General features: G+C 71.7%; 11 protein-coding genes. 6 read left to right on the top strand and 5 right to left on the bottom strand.

Translation table 11 applies throughout. The features are described from left to right. From ABTX60_RS30405 to ABTX60_RS30390, 4 genes are read left to right on the top strand one after another with little or no spacing between them, the layout of a single operon-like run. Nucleotides 1-696: a hypothetical protein gene (locus ABTX60_RS30405; protein ID WP_352100214.1), complete on the top strand. Its 696-nt coding sequence runs from the start codon at nucleotides 1-3 to the stop codon at nucleotides 694-696. Continuing rightward, the gene (locus ABTX60_RS30400; protein ID WP_352100213.1) at nucleotides 693-1,655 is read left to right on the top strand and encodes a DUF6895 family protein; all 963 of its coding nucleotides are present in this window, start codon (nucleotides 693-695) and stop codon (nucleotides 1,653-1,655) included. Before ABTX60_RS30405 ends, ABTX60_RS30400 begins: the two co-directional genes overlap by 4 nt. After that, the gene (locus ABTX60_RS30395) at nucleotides 1,652-2,569 is read left to right on the top strand and encodes a DUF6895 family protein (RefSeq protein WP_352100212.1); all 918 of its coding nucleotides are present in this window, start codon (nucleotides 1,652-1,654) and stop codon (nucleotides 2,567-2,569) included. The genes ABTX60_RS30400 and ABTX60_RS30395 overlap by 4 nt, the downstream gene beginning before the upstream one ends. After that, a complete protein-coding gene (locus tag ABTX60_RS30390; protein WP_352100211.1) occupies nucleotides 2,566-3,816 on the top strand; it encodes a serine hydrolase domain-containing protein in 1,251 nt (416 codons plus the stop codon). The genes ABTX60_RS30395 and ABTX60_RS30390 overlap by 4 nt, the downstream gene beginning before the upstream one ends. A gap of 61 nt (nucleotides 3,817-3,877) precedes the next feature. Here the strand turns inward: ABTX60_RS30390 and ABTX60_RS30385 are convergent, their stop codons facing one another. The 5 genes from ABTX60_RS30385 to ABTX60_RS30365 all read right to left on the bottom strand — a co-directional run bounded on the left by ABTX60_RS30385 (nucleotide 3,878) and on the right by ABTX60_RS30365 (nucleotide 13,932). Beyond that, nucleotides 3,878-5,245: an alpha-lytic protease prodomain-containing protein gene (locus ABTX60_RS30385; RefSeq protein WP_352100210.1), complete on the bottom strand. Its 1,368-nt coding sequence runs from the start codon at nucleotides 5,243-5,245 to the stop codon at nucleotides 3,878-3,880. A gap of 145 nt (nucleotides 5,246-5,390) precedes the next feature. Beyond that, nucleotides 5,391-7,055: an alkaline phosphatase D family protein gene (locus tag ABTX60_RS30380; RefSeq protein ID WP_352100209.1), complete on the bottom strand. Its 1,665-nt coding sequence runs from the start codon at nucleotides 7,053-7,055 to the stop codon at nucleotides 5,391-5,393. A 601-nt stretch (nucleotides 7,056-7,656) separates the two neighbouring features. Continuing rightward, on the bottom strand, nucleotides 7,657-10,947 hold the full coding sequence (locus ABTX60_RS30375) for an FG-GAP-like repeat-containing protein (protein WP_352100208.1): 3,291 nt from the start codon (nucleotides 10,945-10,947) through the stop codon (nucleotides 7,657-7,659). A gap of 325 nt (nucleotides 10,948-11,272) precedes the next feature. Then, nucleotides 11,273-12,262 carry an aldo/keto reductase gene (locus ABTX60_RS30370; protein ID WP_352100207.1) on the bottom strand — a complete coding sequence of 330 codons (990 nt, stop codon included), beginning with the start codon at nucleotides 12,260-12,262 and terminating at the stop codon, nucleotides 11,273-11,275. Between the two features lie 530 nt (nucleotides 12,263-12,792). After that, nucleotides 12,793-13,932 (bottom strand): PucR family transcriptional regulator, encoded by a 1,140-nt coding sequence (locus ABTX60_RS30365; protein WP_352100206.1) that lies wholly within the window; start codon nucleotides 13,930-13,932, stop codon nucleotides 12,793-12,795. Nucleotides 13,933-14,017: 85 nt separating this feature from the next. Here ABTX60_RS30365 and ABTX60_RS30360 point away from each other — a divergent pair, with 85 nt between their 5' ends. Together ABTX60_RS30360 and ABTX60_RS30355 are read left to right on the top strand one after the other, a co-directional pair. After that, nucleotides 14,018-15,073: a ferredoxin reductase gene (locus tag ABTX60_RS30360; RefSeq protein ID WP_352100205.1), complete on the top strand. Its 1,056-nt coding sequence runs from the start codon at nucleotides 14,018-14,020 to the stop codon at nucleotides 15,071-15,073. Between the two features lie 7 nt (nucleotides 15,074-15,080). Beyond that, nucleotides 15,081-16,199: a fatty acid desaturase family protein gene (locus ABTX60_RS30355; RefSeq protein WP_352100204.1), complete on the top strand. Its 1,119-nt coding sequence runs from the start codon at nucleotides 15,081-15,083 to the stop codon at nucleotides 16,197-16,199. The last annotated feature ends 5 nt before the right edge of the window (nucleotides 16,200-16,204 follow it).

Raw genomic sequence — 16,204 nt, 5'->3', positions numbered from 1 at the left:
ATGGAGCAGTCAGGCACTTCGTCCCTCTTGCAGGGCGCGGTGCAGGACCTCGCTTCCGCCGTGGTCTCCGCTCTCCGGAGCGGAGACCACACACGTGCGGCCGCCCCCGAGCGGGCCCACACGGAAGCGCAGGACCTCGCCCTCGCGGCCGTACGTGTGCTGGGAGCCGACGCGTTGCTGCCGAGCACCCTTCTGCACACCCCGCCCCCGCCCGACGAACTCGCCGTATTCCGCAAGGCCGTGGAGGCCTACCCGCCCGGACCCGACGCCGCACCCACCGTCCGGTGGAGCCACCGGGCCATGCGGCACACGCTGCGGCGGCTCGACCCGGGCTACGCCGACGCCCCACACCAGGAGCCCGACGCCGCCTGGCTCGAGGGCGCGACCTGGCAACTGCTCACTCACCAGCTCGCGGTGCTGGCCGCCCTCGCCGTGCCGGGAGAGGACTGCGCGGTGGCCCGTGCGGCACAGCGGCGTCCGGTCGACGTCGCCCGGGGCTTCGTGCGCGCGGTACGCCGCAGGGACTGGCGACAGGCGGCCGGCGCCGGACGCTGGCTGACCCTGCTGGAGGGCGTACCACAGACGCTGGGACTCGACAACGGGCTGGACTTCGTGGAGCTGATGGGCGGTCAGGACCCGCTCGTGGCTCTGCAGGTGGGTGCGGCACGGCTGACGAGGACGGGAGCGTTCGTGTGAGGGACGCACGGGGGACACGACAGGTGGCCGAGGACGCGCTGGGGTGGGTGTCGGCGCATCGCGCGCAGTTCTCGCTGGGCGAGGACGCACTGGCCGCCGACGGACAGGTGAACCGCAGCTGGAAGCCGCTCGGGGAACTGGCCCAGGTGTGCGCGACCGTGTGCCGGCACACCGCGCCCCCGGATCCGCTCCACGCGTGCGCGGCCGACCTGATGGCCTTCGCATGGCAGGAGACCGGCCGGGGCGAGCTCTTCCTGCGCCTGCAGCGGCTGGAGCCCTTCGCCACGTATCCCCTGGAGGTGTACGCCGCGATGGCCGCGGCGGGCCTGCGGCACCGGGGCTACGAGGCGGCCGCCGCCACCGTGGCCCGCACCCGCGGCTGGCAGCTCACCGAGCAGGAGCCCACCCGGCGGCTCGGCGTCCTGAACGCCGAGGCCCGCACCGGCGTCCGGCAGTCCGACGCGATGCCGCAGGCGCTCCGGCGTACCTGGCCGGCCGGGCTGCCCGAGCCCTGGACCTTCGAGCAGTCCTCCGGCTACTCCCTCACCCACGTGGTCTTCCACCTCACCGACTGGGGACGCGCCGGACCCGCGGGGATCCCACCCGACCTCGCCGGCTACCTGGCCGACTGGCTCCCGCCCTGGCTCGACACCTGTCTGGACGCCGGGATGTGGGACCTCGGCTGCGAGCTGCTGGCCGTGGCGGCGAGCCTGCCCCTGCCGCCCGAACCCGCCGTCCTGCACGACGCCTGGGCGCGCATCGCGGCGGTACAGCACCCCCTCGGCGCGGTCCCGGAGCAGGGGAGCGGTGCGGACCACGACGGCAGCCCCGACTTCCTCTCCCACTACCACCCCACCCTCATGGCAGCCTTCGCGGCGACCCTGACCACCGGGCGGCTCGACGACGGAACCCGGGCAGCCGCACACCATCCGCCCGGCGGACAAGGAGTGCTGGGATGACCGACACCCGCCTGATCCACAACGTCGGAGTGGGCGCCCTGGAATGGCTGTGGGCCCACCGGGACGGATTCGAGCTGGAACCCGAGGTCGACCCCGAGATCGGGTTCCTGGAGCGCTTCAAACCCATCGGCGAGCTGGCCATGATCTGCAAGGTGCTGTTCCGCGAGGGTGTCGCGGGCTCTCGCCAGGCGCAGCTGGCCCGGCAACTCCTCGACCACGCCTGGCGCGAGACACTGGACGGCGGCCGCATGCTGGTGCGCGGTCAGCTCACGGAGCCCATCTCCCCCATCCCCTTCGAGGTCTACCTGCCCTTCAAGGAACTCGGTTACAGCCAGCCGGAGGTGGAGCGGGCAGCCGTCCTGAACCACCGGATCGACAGCTGGGCGGCTTTCGAGGCGACCCCCACCCGGCGGCTCGGCCTGTCCGCGTTCCAGCGCCGGTTCGGCCTCCCGCCCCGGCCGCCGGAGGCGGAAGTGAGGGGCACGACCTGGCTGGCCCGCACCCCCGAGCCCTGGACGGTGGAGGGGCACATCGCCTACGACGTCACGCACAACGTGTTCCACCTGACCGACTGGGGGGAGAGGCCGGAGGGTCTGCCGCCCGCCACCGCCGACTACCTCGCGACCTGGCTGCCGGTCTGGATCGACGACTGGCTGGACCTGGAACGCTGGGACCTGCTCGGCGAACTGCTGGTGGTCGACGCCTGCCTGCCCCGTCCGACCCTGGACGAACGGGGCTGGGAGGGCTTCGCCGCGGCACAGCAGCCCGACGGCGCCATGCCCGCACTGCGGACGATGCCCCAAGGCACGCCGGACGAGGTGTTCGACATCGTCTATCACCCCACCCTGGTCGCCGCCTACGCCTCCGTACTGGCCACATCCCGGTCCTTGTCCCTGCTGGCACCCGCGTCATGAGCTCCCCTCGGAACGCACCCTGGCCGGGCGGACCGCCCGGCGACGCCCCCTCCGCGGACGAATCGCCGGCCGTACGCCATGTGCCCGCCGTCCAAGGCCCGGAGGCCTCGCGCGGCACGCCGGCGGGCCGGCCCCATGCCCCGCATGACGTGCCGTCGGACGAGTCCCGGCACGTGCGCGCCGCACTCACGACCGCGAGGCCCGCAACCCGCGTGCCGCCGCCGGAATCCCCTCCCGACGACGGCCCGGTCCTCGAGCGGCTCGCCGACGCCGTCACCGCATCCGACGCCCCGCACGTGGTGTTCGCCCTCTCCCGGTACGGACAGCGCAGCGTCGTGAGCGGCGGCACCGCCCCGTCCCCGGCGCTCGCCCGCGAGGACCTGCGCTACGAGATCGGCTCGGCGACGAAGACGTTCACCGGGTTGCTGCTGGCCCGGCTGATCGACAGCGGCCGGCTGACCGGTGGTGAACCGGCCGCCGCCCTCCTGGCCGAGGGGCGGCCGGCAGGCGTGAACCCGGTGACGCTGGCCCACCTGATCACCCACACCTCCGGACTGCCCGCCCTGCCGGCCGGGTTCTTCCTCCGGGGCCTGCCCGCCTGGACCACCAACCCGTACGCCCGTTTCCCGCGGTCCCGGGTCGTCGACGCCTTCCTGCGCCACCGGCCGCGCCACCGCCCCGGCACCCGCTGGCGCTACTCCAACTTCGGCGTCGCCGTACTCGGACACGCGCTGGCCGCGGCGACCGGCACCCCCTGGGAGGACCTGCTCACCGACCAGATCCTGCGTCCTCTCGGTCTGGACGGCACGACCCTGTGCGCGGACGACTCCGGTCTCGACGCGCCCGGGCACGGAAGGGACGGCGTGTCACCCGTGCCCGCCTTCGACGCGGGGGGCTTCCGGGCAGCGGGTGCCGTACGGGCCACGCCGCACGACCTGCTCACCTTCCTCGAGGCCCATCTGGACCCGGCCTGCGTGGCACCGCACCTCGCCCCCGCCCTGCGGGCGGTACGCCGCCCCGTGCTGCGCAGGGGCATCGGGCACCGGCACGTCCACACCATCGCCTGGTTCTGTCACCCGACGGACGGCGGGCCGATGTACTTCCACAGCGGTGCGACCCTCGGCCACCAGGCGTTCCTGGGATTTCGCGCCGACACCGGCACCGCCCTGGCCGCGGTGTGCACCCGCCGTTTCCGTGGCCACGACCCGTTCCTGGCCGCCGCGTACGCGGTGCTGGCAGAGGAGTAGCGGGCCCCGCCCGGCGCGGGCGGTACGAGCCGCTCCGGCGCCGGACAGTCCTGACCCCTCGTCACACCCGCTGCCACAGGGCAGGCGTGCGGGTGGGCGCCCAGGCGCCCTGGGCCTGGTGGGTCTGCAGGCACCGGTAGCGCACACCGGCGTGCAGCACGGTGGCACCGGCTTCGTAGACACGGTTCGCTGCCCACGCCTGCGTGACGCTGCCCTGCGGAGGCGCCGATTGGACGGCGGCGGTCTTCAGGGTGAGGCCGAAGTCGCTGAGCAGCGCATTGATCGGCTGGTAGAACGTGGTGCCCCCGCTACCGCAGTCACCCGTACCGCCGGAGGTCACGCCCTGTGCCTGGACGCCCGCGACGAAGGGACCGCCGGAGTCGCCCGGCTCGGCGCACACCGTCGTCCGGGTCAGCCCGTCCACCCTGCCCTGGGCGTAGCTGACGCTGGTGTCGTGCTGCTGGATGCTGCCGCAGTGCCAGCCGGTGGTGGAGCCGGAGCGGCAGACGGCGGCCCCGACGAGCGCCTGGACCGAGCCGGTGATCTGCACCTTCTGGTCGCCCTCGGCCCTCACGTTCGCGGTCGTGCTCCACTGGTCGTTGACGGCGACCCACGACATGTCCTTGCCCGGGAACGTGGAGGCCTGGAACGTGCCCTGCGCCGTCCTGTCGAAGCCGGTCGTCGTGTCGCCCTTCTTGCCGCAGTGGCCCGCCGAGGCGAAGCCCTGCTGTGCGCCCTTCGTGACGGAGAAGCCGATCGAGCACCGGGCGGCGTCGTTGATGTAGTAGGCGTCGCCGCCGGTGATGTCCGCCAGGAGGCGTGGCCGGCTCGCCGTCACCTTGACACCGACGCTCTTGCCGTCGAGGCCCGCCGCCTTGATGAACGCGGCGGCCGCGGCCTTGGTCCGGGCCTCCACGGTGACCCGGTTCGCGGGGACGTCGACATACCACAGGGGTGTGTCGCCGGTGCCGACGCGGGCCGCCGCCCGGTCCAGCTTCCGCTTCGCGGCCACCAGGTCGCGCAGCGGCTTCTTCACGACGGCCGCTGTGGCCCCCTGGGCCTTGATGGCGGGCACGTCCGCGGCCTTGGTGGTGGCCACCACGAGCTCCTGCGAAGTCGCGCCGCGCAGCCAGGCCCCCGCGAAACGGCTCCCCAGCGCATTGCGCAGCAGCCCCGCCCGGGCACCCGCCTCCGCCTCGTTGATCAGCCGCCGGGAGGCCTGGGCCCGGGTCAGCCCGAGGTCACGCTCCAGGGCGCGCAGCAGCGCAGCCGACGGCCGGTCGGCGCCGAGGGTCTGGGCGGTCGAGGGCAACGGACCCGCGGGGGGCGCGGGTTCGGCCGCCACGGCGTAGGGGAACCCGGTGGCGAGGAGCGCGCCGAGTGCGGTCAGGGCCGCCCGGCGGCCGGTCACGGCATGTCTGTATGCCATTTCGATGTGTCTCCTTCGATCGCGGTGAACCCGCCGGCGAGGCGGTATGCCTTGCCGGAGCGGCCCGGAGTGCTGTCGGGCCGCCCCGTTTCGCGCTGTGGCGCTCGGGAGGGCGCCCTGTGCGGTACTGCGGACACCCGGCGTGTCACGCGGACTTCAGGCCGGGCGAACCCACCTCCGTGACGAAGGACGCGGTCGTCGAGACGGTGCCCCCGGGCGTGTTGACGGCCGAGACGGTCCGGAAGTCGGCCCGGGCGTTCTCACGGCCCAGCTCGACCCGGACGTAGCCGCGCCGGCCGTCGTAGTACTTCATGTGCGGGTTCGCCTTCATGAACGTGTCCCAGTTGTCCGGCTTGCTGGTTCCGTTCCCGCCGCTGGCGATGGAGGTGCAGGCGAACTCCGTGCCCAGCGTCCTCGACTGCGGGTCGTCGAAGTCGTCCTTGACGTCGAAGGCGTAGCCGACGTGGACATCGCCCGTGAGGACCATCCAGTTGTCGACGCCGGCGGCTTTCGCGCCCGCCATGACCCGGTCACGGGAGGCCCGGTAGCCGTCCCAGGCGTCCATGGAGACCCGGGCCGGCTCCGTCAGGTCGAACTTGCGCTGGGAGAAGCACACCTGCTGGGGCATCACGTTCCACAGCGCGCCGGAGTCGCGCCAGCCGTCCAGGAGCCACCGCTCCTGGGCGGCGCCCGTGAGCGTGCGCGCCGGATCGTCCGACTCGCTGCCCGGCGCGTGGGGCCGGTCGGCGTAGGCCTGGTCGGAGCGGTACTGGCGGGTGTCGAGGATGTCGAACTGGGCGAGGGAACCCCAGGCCAGCCGGCGGTACAACCGGGCATCGGGGCCCTGCGGCAGCTGCTCGGCACGCAGCGGCTGGTTCTCCCAGTAGGCCCGGTAGGCGGCGGCGCGCCGCACCAGGAACTGCTCCTGGCTGCTGCCGTTCTCGCTGACGGCGCCCGCGTAGTTGTTCTCCGTCTCGTGGTCGTCCCAGGTGACGAGAAACGGGTGCCGGGCGTGCGCGGCGAGCAGGTCCGGGTCGCTCTTGTAGAGCGCGTAGCGCAGTCGGTAGTCCGCCAGGGTGGTCGTCTCGCGGTTGAACACGTCCGGCAGTTTGCGGTCGGTGTAGCGACGGGCCCCACCGGCGGAGTCCACCGGGTACTCGTACAGGTAGTCGCCGAGGTGGAACACCACGTCGACATCCTCCTGCGCCAGATGCCGGAAGGCCGTGTAGTAGCCGTCCTGGTAGGCCTGGCAGGCCACGGCGGCCAGCCGCATGCGCGTGGTGTCCGTGCCCGGGGCCGGCGCCGTACGGGTCCGGCCGGTGGGGCTGATCCAGTCGCCCACCCTGAACCGGTAGTAGTAGTGGCTGTCCGGCATCAGGCCCTTGACGTCGACGTGCACACTGTGGGCGTACTCCGGATGGGCCGTGGCGGTGCCCTGCTGCGCGACGATGGCGAACCACTCGTCCAGGGCCACTTCCCAGTCGACGGCGACCCGCTGCTGGCCCAGGCCGCCGTCCTCGGCGAACGGCTCGGGGGCCAGCCGGGTCCAGATCAGGACCGAGTCGGGCAGTGGGTCGCCGGAGGCCACACCCAGGGTGAACGGGTCGTCGGACACCCGGGTGGCGGCGAGTTCGGGAGCGGCGGTGGCGCCGCGGGCCGGCCGGTTGGTGGCGAAGGCGAGCATCGTCGCCGCCGCGGTGACCGTCAGGAACCGGCGGCGGGCGACGTGCGGCGCGGCGGTGCGCAGCACATCGTCGTGCGGGGAGAAGGCATGCTCGGACGGTGCTCTGCGACGGCCCGTCAGCGCCATCTGGTGTCCTCTCGTACGGGGCGGTTGCGCTCCCGTGCGGATGTATGGGGACATCGTCGGCGTGCGGAGCGCGGAGCTCGCATGCTAAGCAGACAAAATGCCTTAAACGGGCACGACGTGCGGGGGGTTCACACCACAGGCGGTACACCCGCGGCTCGGTGCGCGTGGCGGCGGTCGACAGAAAGACGCCGCGCCGGTGTAACGCGCGCGGCGTGAGAGGGCGACAAGCGGGTCGAGGCAGATTCGCGGTGTCGCAGCCCCAGGCCCGAGCGAGGGACGGGGATCACCACATGAGCCTTGACCGATCCCGGACCCGTATTCCGCGTGTGGGCAGGCCACGGCGTGGGCCCTCCGCCTTCTGGCGGAGCCGCTCCGGGGCCTGGCGCTCGCGTCGGTGGAGGGGAGCCGGCCCATGTGTCCGAGGTGGCGCGCAACCTGGTCCTCTCCGCGCGAGCGGAGGTGAGCCGCCGTCCTGCTGCTCGAACCAGAGCCTGCGATGCCTTGTCAGCGGCGGAAACGACGGGGCCCGGGCTCTTCGCGTGACTGCCGGGCCCGGGCCGCCCGGGCCCGGCAGCGGTCGCCAGGAGACCGACGCCGTCCCCTACATGACGGCCTTGTACCCCTGCCAGCTCGTTGCGATCTTCGTGCGGCCGCTGAACGACCCCTTGCCGTCACCGCTGTTGCGGTACAGGTTGCCGCCGGTGTCGCGCGAGAGGAGGTCCGTCCTGCCGTCGCCGGTGATGTCGCCGACCGCGACGACCGCGTCGTAGGAAGCGCCCCAGTTCGAGAACACCTTCACGCGGGCCTTGAACGTGCCTCTGCCGGTGCCCGGGTACCGGTACAGGTTGTTCGACTTGTCCTGGGCGAGCAGGTCGCCGATGCCGTCGCCGTCGAGGTCACCGGCCCCGACGACCTTCTTGTACGACTTCCAGTCGTCGTACAGCTTCACGCGCGCCGACAACATGCCCGTACCGGTGCCCTCGTACAGGTAGACCGTGCCGGTCGAGGCGTTGCGGGCGATCAGGTCCGGGCGGCCGTCACCGCTCACGTCACCGGGCGCGGTCAGCACGTCGTACTGGGTCCAGCCGGAGGCGGAGAGCGTGGTGTACGGCGTCGAGGGTGTCACCGCCGCTCCGCACGCCGGGCGGTAGGCGCGCAGGGCGCCGCTGCTCGGCCGGACCAGGACGTCGTTGCAGCGATCGCCGCTGAGGTCGCCGAGCGGCACGAACCGCGAGGTGGTGGGCCAGCCGGCGCCGGAGACCTTGCCGGACAGCGTGCCCGACCCGGTACCGCGCTGGATGGTGAGGGCGCCCGAGGCGTTGAGCGTGAGGATGTCGCCGACGCCGTCCTTGCCCGCGTGGTCGCGGGGCGCAGCGGCCCCGGCCGTCACCGCGACGCTGCCCGAGAGGCTGAGGGCGGTGCCCTGACCGTCGGCGGGCTGGGCGGTGAGCGTCCAGGTGTAGGTGCCGTTGGTGACCGGTCGGCCCGTGGCGTCCTTGCCGTCCCAGGCGGCCTTCAGCAGACCGCGGGCCTCGGAGCCGGACAGCGTCCGCACGGTGGCGCCGGACGCCTTGTTGCGGACGGTCACCTTCCAGGCGGCGGCGGGCTTCGACAGCCACCAGCTGCCGGACCAGCTCGCGGCCCCGGACGTGACCGTGGAGTCGACGGCCGACAGCACGGACGTGGGAACGCCGGCCGGTACGAGGTGGACGCGCTGCTCGCGGTCGGCATAGGCGATGCCGCCGCCGAAACGGTCCACCGTCCAGTTCAAGCCGGCCCTGAGCTGGTCCTGGCCGATGTCGGTCCAGTCGGCCAGCTTGCGGCTGGGCAGTTCCGTGTGATCGCCGCTCGACGGAAGCCCGTTGTGCAGGTCGATGAGCTTCAGCCCGCTGCCCGACTGGGAGCCGCCGACGCGCTCTACGAGATAACCGTCGCCGAGGAGGACCCTGCCCGCCGGAGCGGTGGCGGTCCGCTTGGCCGTACGGTCGTAGACGCCCGAGCCCTGCACGTCACCCCAGTAGTCCACACAGGTCCAGTACACCCAGCGGCCTACGGCCTGGAGGTCGGACGGAGTGCAGCCGTTGCGGGTGGTGAAGGATTCCACGGCCGTGCCCGACGGGAGCCGCGTGGCCGTGACCTTCCCTCCCGTGGCCGCGCCGCTCCACAGCGTGCCGCCCCAGACCGCGGCGGCGACCCGGTCCCGCTTCTGCAGCACCTTGCCGGCGGCACCGTCGGCGAACTCCCCGATGTACTGCGTGCCGGAGGAGGCGCCGTCGATGACCGCGTACCGCCCGGAGAGTCCCTTGAGCTGCGGGGTGGAGTCGCCCGTGTCGAGGGTCGGGCCCCAGTCCTTGGCGCCGTTGGCGCGCAGCATGGTCAGACCGGACTCGGTGGCGTTGCGGCGGCCGTGGCGGCCGGTGCCGTCGGCGAACATCGGCAGGCAGTGGGTGCCACCGGCGTCGCAGTCGCCTTCCCGTCCGCCGACCAGCCCGTCCACGGTTTCCTCGGCGATGCTCGGGGTGCCGCTCGTCGTGAACCGGGTGCTGCGGTAGGCGCCGATGATCGTGCCGGGTTCGTACAGCGTGCTGTTGCCGGCCGTGGTGAGGATGCCGCTGCCGAGCGAGAGCCCGTAGACCTGCGCCGGCATCGGCTGCACGGTGGTCAGACGCTTGCGCATGACCGTTCCGTCGCCGGCCCGGTAGACCCGGTACACGCCCCAGTCGAGGTCACCCTGCTCGACGTTCTGCGCGGCGCCCGCCACCAGGACCGAGCCGTCCGGTGCCTGGACGAGTCCGTGCGCGGCCGGGTCCATGACCTTGGTCATGTCGGTGTCCGTGGCACGGGAGGAGAGGGCCCACAGCGGCTGGCCCCGGTACTTGTTGTCGCCGGGCGCCACCGGTTCGAGGCCGAGGAGCTTGTCGCCGACGATCCCGTACGCGGCCTGGTAGGTCAGGGAGTCCGTGTCGAAGGTACGGGGCGCGGTGGACGGCTTGTCCCGGTCGTACAGGTCCGCCTTGCCGCGCCCGGCACGCAGCCGCAGGATCGAGTGGGTGCCCAGCCGGAAGCCGCTCACCTCCCAGGCGTCCCCGCCCTCGACCCGGTCGGGCAGATGGCCGAACACACCGAGGGAGAGCTCGATGACGCCCCAGTGCCGCTGGGTCCCCTCGCCGTCGGCGAGGTCGTAGCGGACGATGACGGACCGCGCGTCGCCGTCCTCGACCACCACGTCGGACGCCCCGGCCGGCAGGCCCTGCACGGGCGTCCGTACGACGTCGCCCCCGTCCCGCACACGTGACAGCTGGTAGGTGTTCGGGTTGCCGTCGACGCCGCTGGTACTGGTGAGAACGGTGTCGCCGAAGGTGCCGCGGTAGGTGTGGCCCTGCGGCACCGGCACCACGGCGGCGCCGCCCGAGGTGCCCGCGCCCCGGAGCAGGGTGACCCGCGCGTCCTCCTCCGAGTAGAGGGCGACCGTGTCGGAACCGTCCCCGTAGTAGCCCGGCTGGAAGGACGCGGCCTCACGGAAGTAGCCGCTGTCGATGTCGTACCGCACCGGGACGTCCAGCCGCTGCTCCAGCGTGGTCGTGGTGGCGGTGTCGTACTCCGTCCACAGGAGCCGGTCGTCGCCCTCCTGGGCCCAGAGGAAGCCGCTGGTCCCCGCGTTGAGGATCTGCGTGGCCCGGGGAACGGCACGTGGAGCGGCGGGCAGCACGAACTCACCGGCCGCCGGCGCCGGCTGTGGTGCGGCTGCCGCCGAGTGCGGCAGGGCGGCCGGCGGGAGGCTGAGCGTCAGCGCCGTCGCCAGGACGGCCGCCGTGCGTACCGCCCCCCGGCCGGGCTGTGCTGGACGTGAACCAAGCGCCGGTCTGTGACTGCGTCGGCCGAGTCGGGCCACCGTTCCTCCTGGAAGGCAAGAAGAAGGCATGGTGGGACGACGGCAACGCCCTGGCATGTCCCCCGGCCCCCCGGCCGCGCCCCCCACGCGAGTGGGCGAAGCCTAACAGCATGTCCATGACCGGACGGTGCTGCCGAACCACCTGGACGCGAGATCCCGATCCAGGCCGGAGTACGCGCCGGAGAGGTGGGCCCAGCCAGCGGGTGAGTAGCCCCTGCCGGGTACGGCGGCCAGAGGTACTCGAAGCGGTCGAAGGCAGTGGGCGCCTCGACCGGGGGTCACGGTCACTCGACGAGTCCGGACCCCCGTGGGGCGTGCGCCCCGCCTATCGGTTGACGGACCGCATGCCTGCCTCGTCGTACCGCTCACCCGCGGCCTCGGGCAACTCCGCGTCGATCCGGGCCAGGTCGTCCTTCGTCAGTTCGATGACGGCGGCGGCGGCGTTCTGCTTCAGGTAGGCGCGGCGCTTGGTGCCCGGGATCGGCACCAGGTCCTCGCCCTGGGCCAGCACCCAAGCGATGGCCAGCTGAGCCGGCGTGACGTCCTTCTCGGCGGCGATCTCCTTCACCTTCGCCGCCAGCCGCAGGTTCGCCTCCAGATTGGCGTCCTGGAAGCGCGGGTTCTGGCGGCGCCAGTCGTCGGCGTCCAGGTCGTCCGGCGAAGTGAACCGCCCGGCGAGGAAGCCGCGACCGAGGGGCGAGTACGGTACGAAGCCGATGCCCAGCTCCCTGCAGGCGGGCAGCACCTCGGCCTCCACGTCCCGCGACCACAGCGAGTACTCGCTCTGCACGGCCGTGACCGGGTGTACGGCGTGCGCACGCCGGAGGGTCTGGGCGCTCGCCTCGCTCAGCCCGATGCAGCGCACCTTGCCCGCGGCGACCAGTTCGCCCAGCGCGCCGACCGTTTCCTCGATCGGCACGTTCGAGTCGACCCGATGCTGGTAATACAGGTCGATGTGGTCGGTTCCCAGACGCTTCAGGGAGCCGTGGACAGAGCTGCGGACGTGTTCGGCCGATCCGTCCTGCGGGCCGACCGTGCTGATGTCGCCCGGTACAGCGTCGTCCATCCGGTAGTTGAACTTCGTCGCGATCACGTATTCGTCGCGGCGCCCCCGGATCGCCTTGCCCACGAGGGACTCGTTGGTGAGCGGTCCGTACATCTGCGCGGTGTCGAGGAAGTTCACCCCGAGGTCGAGGGCGTGCCGGATCGTCGCGACGCCCTCCTCCTCGTCGGCGGTTCCGTAGAAGGCGGACATGCCCATGCACCCCAGGCCGATGGCCGATACCTGCAATTCCCGCAGACTGCGCTTCTGCATGTCGTGTCCCAGCCTTCCCTGCACGCTTGATCGTCCTTCGGGCGGCACGAAGTCTCCCGTCCATCCAGACATGAATGCCACCGCCCGGCATCCCAGGAGGAGCGGGCGCTGTGACGGCTTCGTGCACCGTCGCGTCCTCGACGCTATGACGTGGAGCGCACTCCAGGGCAAGTGGGATGTGAGGAACGCCGGCTCTGGTCGGGCACCACACCCCTGTGGCGCTCCAAGGCATGCCGGTGCGCCCGCCCTTCCCCTATGGATGGGTATCCACTCGTAGTCGACCGCGTGACTGCTGGGGCGGACTATGAGGACGAGGTGTATCTGGACCCGATGGAAGAGCCCGTGCCGCGTTTCGCCCCGCGGACGCCCGAGTCGGTTGGGGACTACCCGCGGCCGCCCGTCATACGGGAGGACGACCGTGACGTAAGGGTGAAGTGCGCCGGCCGACCGTTCAAGGGCGCCCCGGGCACCCGACTGTGGTGAGGGTGAGAGGCGTCGAGAGGGGCGGTCGTGGGCGGTCGAAGTACGCGTCAGCTGCCCCGAAGAGCGACCGCCAGCGTAAGTTCAAGGACCCGGTGCGGCGATGCGAGATCCGGAAAGAGCTCCCGCAGCTGCGACATCCGGTACCGGACTGTCTGGGGATGGACGAACAACGCCGCCGCCACCTCTTCCCGCCTCCCCTGGTGCAGCAGCCACGCCCGCAACGTCTCCTCCAGGCGTCGTGCGGTCGCGTCAGGCAAGGTCCGCAACGGTGCAAGGGCTCGGGCACGCAGGTCTGCGAGCGCGTCCGTGTCGGCGCTCAGCACCAGCTCGGGCAGGTGGTCCTCGGTGTCGCGAATATCGGAGGAGAGGGAGCGGGCGCGCAGGGCTCGTGCGTACGAGGCGGACGCACGGGTCCACGGCCGAGCCGGGCCGACCACGGCGGTGCGGTCGGTCACCTGCCTCAAGAGATGTGATCGGTCGGCGTCGGGGACGAGCAGCACACCGGTGGCGTCCGGCAGATCGTCGAGGACGAGGGTGCTCGGGTCGAGCGCGCGGTAGGCGGGCCGGGCCTGGGAGGCGGGCAGCAGGACCGCGGTCAGCGAAACCGGGGGCTGCCACCCTGCCCGTTGAGCGGAGGCCAGCAGTACGTCCGGGCTCGCGCCGGCGAGGAGGTCGCGGGCCAGGTGCTCCAGGTGGCGCTCGTGGGCCCTGCCCTGGGCGGCCAGTTCGTCGGCGTGGCCCGCGGCGCTCGCGGCGGAGAGCTCGTCGATGTAGGCGAAGGTGAGCTCGGCGAACTTGGCGACCTCGGCGGCGGGCAGACCCGCGGGTACGGCACCGGCCGCCAGGCATCGCCAGGCCACGCGGGCGCCGACGCGGTAGGCGCTCAGGAGGGCGTCCATCGAACGGCCGTCGCGCACCTCGCCCCGGCCCAGCTCGTAGGCCGCGTCACCGGCGTCGCCGCCTGTGGCGTTCCCGCTCGCGAGGTCCAGGTAGTGCCCCAGGGCGGTGCGTACGGCTCGGCGGATGGTGCCGCCCATGTGGCCCGCGAGGGCGTTGGCGTAGGGAGGGACCTCGTCGATGATCGCCTGGACGACCTCGTCGGCGGTGGTCTTCAGCGCGGCCCGAAGTGCGGTGACCGTCGTCTCATCCAGAGCCAGCTCGCTGGCTCTGCGGATTGCATGGCTCATTTTTTGTTCCCTGCGAACAATTCAGCCGACCAGATTTACGTCCTGCGGTCAGGACTTTACGCCTACGGCGCAGCAAGCTGGAGCCATGACGAGTGCAGCCCTCCGCAGCAGGGCTTGGAAACTGCTGGAGATGGTCACGACGCCGCTGCTGCCGTCGGACTACCTCGACCTGGTCAGCCCGCTGCGTGCGGGCGCTGATCTGCGTGGGCGCATCGAGGCCGTGCACCCCGAGACGGGTGACGCGGCGACCATCGTGATCAGGCCGGGACGGGGCTGGCGCGGCCACACAGCCGGTCAATACGTACGGATCGGGGTCGACGTCGACGGGGTGCGCCTGTGGCGTGCCTACTCCATCACCTCGCCGACGAACCGCCAGGACGGCCGCGTCACGATCACGGTGAAGGCGATCCCGGACGGCAAGGTCAGCAACCACCTGGTCCGCAGGGCGAAACCGGGCACGCTGATCCAGCTCGACCAGGCGACCGGGGACTTCGTGCTGCCGCAGGCCGAGCCCGCCAAGGTGCTCTACCTGACGGCCGGCAGCGGCATCACGCCCGTGATGGGCATGCTGCGCGACATCGAGTTCGACGACGTGGTCATGGTCCACTGCGCGCCACAGCCGCAAGACGTGATCTTCCGCAACGAACTGCACGACTTGGTGGCGGAGAAGAAGCTGCGGCTCACCGAGGTGCACACCGACACGGACGGCATGCTCGACATCGCCCGTCTCGACGAACTCGTGCCCGACTGGGCCGAGCGCGAGACCTGGGCTTGCGGGCCCGCGGGCCTGCTCGACGCCGCCGAAGAACACTGGAGCGAGCACGGCGTCCTGGAGCGCCTGCACATCGAACGCTTCCGCCCCAGCATCGTCGTCGCCGGCGACGGCGGCGAGGTCACGTTCAGCGCCACCGGCAAGACCGTCGACGCGGACGGCGCCACGCCGTTGCTGGACGTCGGCGAGGAGGCCGGCGTGCTCATGCCCTCCGGGTGCCGCATGGGCATCTGCTTCGGCTGCATCACGCCGCTCAAGGCGGGCGCCGTCCGCGACCTGCGCACCGGCGAGATCACCGAGGCCGAGCCGGGCGTCCTCATCCAGACCTGCGTGTCCGCCGCCGCGGGCCCCTGCGACATCGAACGGTAGGACCACCTTGACCGCCATCGACCCCACCGCCCACCTGACCGCGGAGCAGATCGAGGAGCTCGGCCGCGAGCTGGACGCGATCCGCGACGAGGTGATCGCCGGCCGCGGCGAGCAGGACGCCGCCTACATCCGCAAGGTCATCTCGGCGCAGCGCAAGCTCGAGCTGGTCAGCAGGGGCGTGCTGCTGTTCTCGATGTTCCCGCCCGCGTGGCTGCTCGGCACCGCCGGTCTGTCCGTGGCGAAGATCATGGACAACATGGAGATCGGCCACAACATCCTGCACGGCCAGTGGGACTGGATGCGGGACCCGAAGATCCACTCCACCACCTGGGAGTGGGATCACGTGTCGCCGGCCGACCAGTGGAAGCACTCGCACAACGAGCTGCACCACACGTACACCAACGTGATCGGCAAGGACAACGACCTCGGTTACGGCATCATGCGCGTCGACGAGGACCAGAAGTGGCACCCGTTCCACCTCGGCCAGCCGCTGTGGAACTTCATCAACGCCTGCTTCTTCGAGTACGGCATCGCGGCCTACGACCTGGAGCTCGGCAAGAACCTGCACAAGCGCCGCCGCAAGAACCCGGAGTTCCGCGCGCGGGCCAAGGCCGTGGGTCGCAAGATCCGCAGGCAGGTGCTCAAGGACTACGTGATCCACCCGCTGTTGTCGGGCCCGTCGTTCCTCCCCACGCTCGCCGCCACGTTCACCGCGAACCTGGTCCGCAACATCTGGTCCCATTCGGTGATCATGTGCGGGCACTTCCCCGAGGGCGTGCAGGTCTTCGAGCGCCGGTCGATCAAGGGTGAGACGCGCGGTGAGTGGTACCTGCGCCAGATGATGGGCTCGGCCAACATCAGCGGCAGCAGGGCCATGCACTTCATGACCGGCAACCTGTCGCACCAGATCGAGCACCACCTGTTCCCGGACCTGCCGAGCAACCGGTACGCCGAGGTCGCGGTGAAGGTGCGCGCGCTGTTCGAGAAGTACGAGCTGGAGTACGTCACCGGGCCGCTGCCCAAGCAGGTGTACTCCGCGTGGCGCAAGGTCTTCCGGCTCTCGCTGCCGAACAAGAAGCCCAAGGTCAAGACCCCGGACCGCGAGCGGGAGCTCGTCGCGGCCTGATTCCC

Origin of the sequence: Streptomyces sp. NPDC126510 (assembly GCF_040302345.1) — a bacterium.
Lineage (GTDB): Bacteria > Actinomycetota > Actinomycetes > Streptomycetales > Streptomycetaceae > Streptomyces.
This window is presented reverse-complemented; position numbering and strand designations above follow the sequence as displayed.

Coding starts and splice junctions, on each gene's coding strand:
- ABTX60_RS30370 (WP_352100207.1), bottom strand. CDS start 12,262: ATGCAGAAGCGCAGTCTGCGGGAATTGCAGGTATCGGCCATCGGCCTG.
- ABTX60_RS30360 (WP_352100205.1), top strand. CDS start 14,018: ATGACGAGTGCAGCCCTCCGCAGCAGGGCTTGGAAACTGCTGGAGATG.
- ABTX60_RS30395 (WP_352100212.1), top strand. CDS start 1,652: ATGACCGACACCCGCCTGATCCACAACGTCGGAGTGGGCGCCCTGGAA.
- ABTX60_RS30390 (WP_352100211.1), top strand. CDS start 2,566: ATGAGCTCCCCTCGGAACGCACCCTGGCCGGGCGGACCGCCCGGCGAC.
- ABTX60_RS30405 (WP_352100214.1), top strand. CDS start 1: ATGGAGCAGTCAGGCACTTCGTCCCTCTTGCAGGGCGCGGTGCAGGAC.
- ABTX60_RS30385 (WP_352100210.1), bottom strand. CDS start 5,245: ATGGCATACAGACATGCCGTGACCGGCCGCCGGGCGGCCCTGACCGCA.
- ABTX60_RS30380 (WP_352100209.1), bottom strand. CDS start 7,055: ATGGCGCTGACGGGCCGTCGCAGAGCACCGTCCGAGCATGCCTTCTCC.
- ABTX60_RS30365 (WP_352100206.1), bottom strand. CDS start 13,932: ATGAGCCATGCAATCCGCAGAGCCAGCGAGCTGGCTCTGGATGAGACG.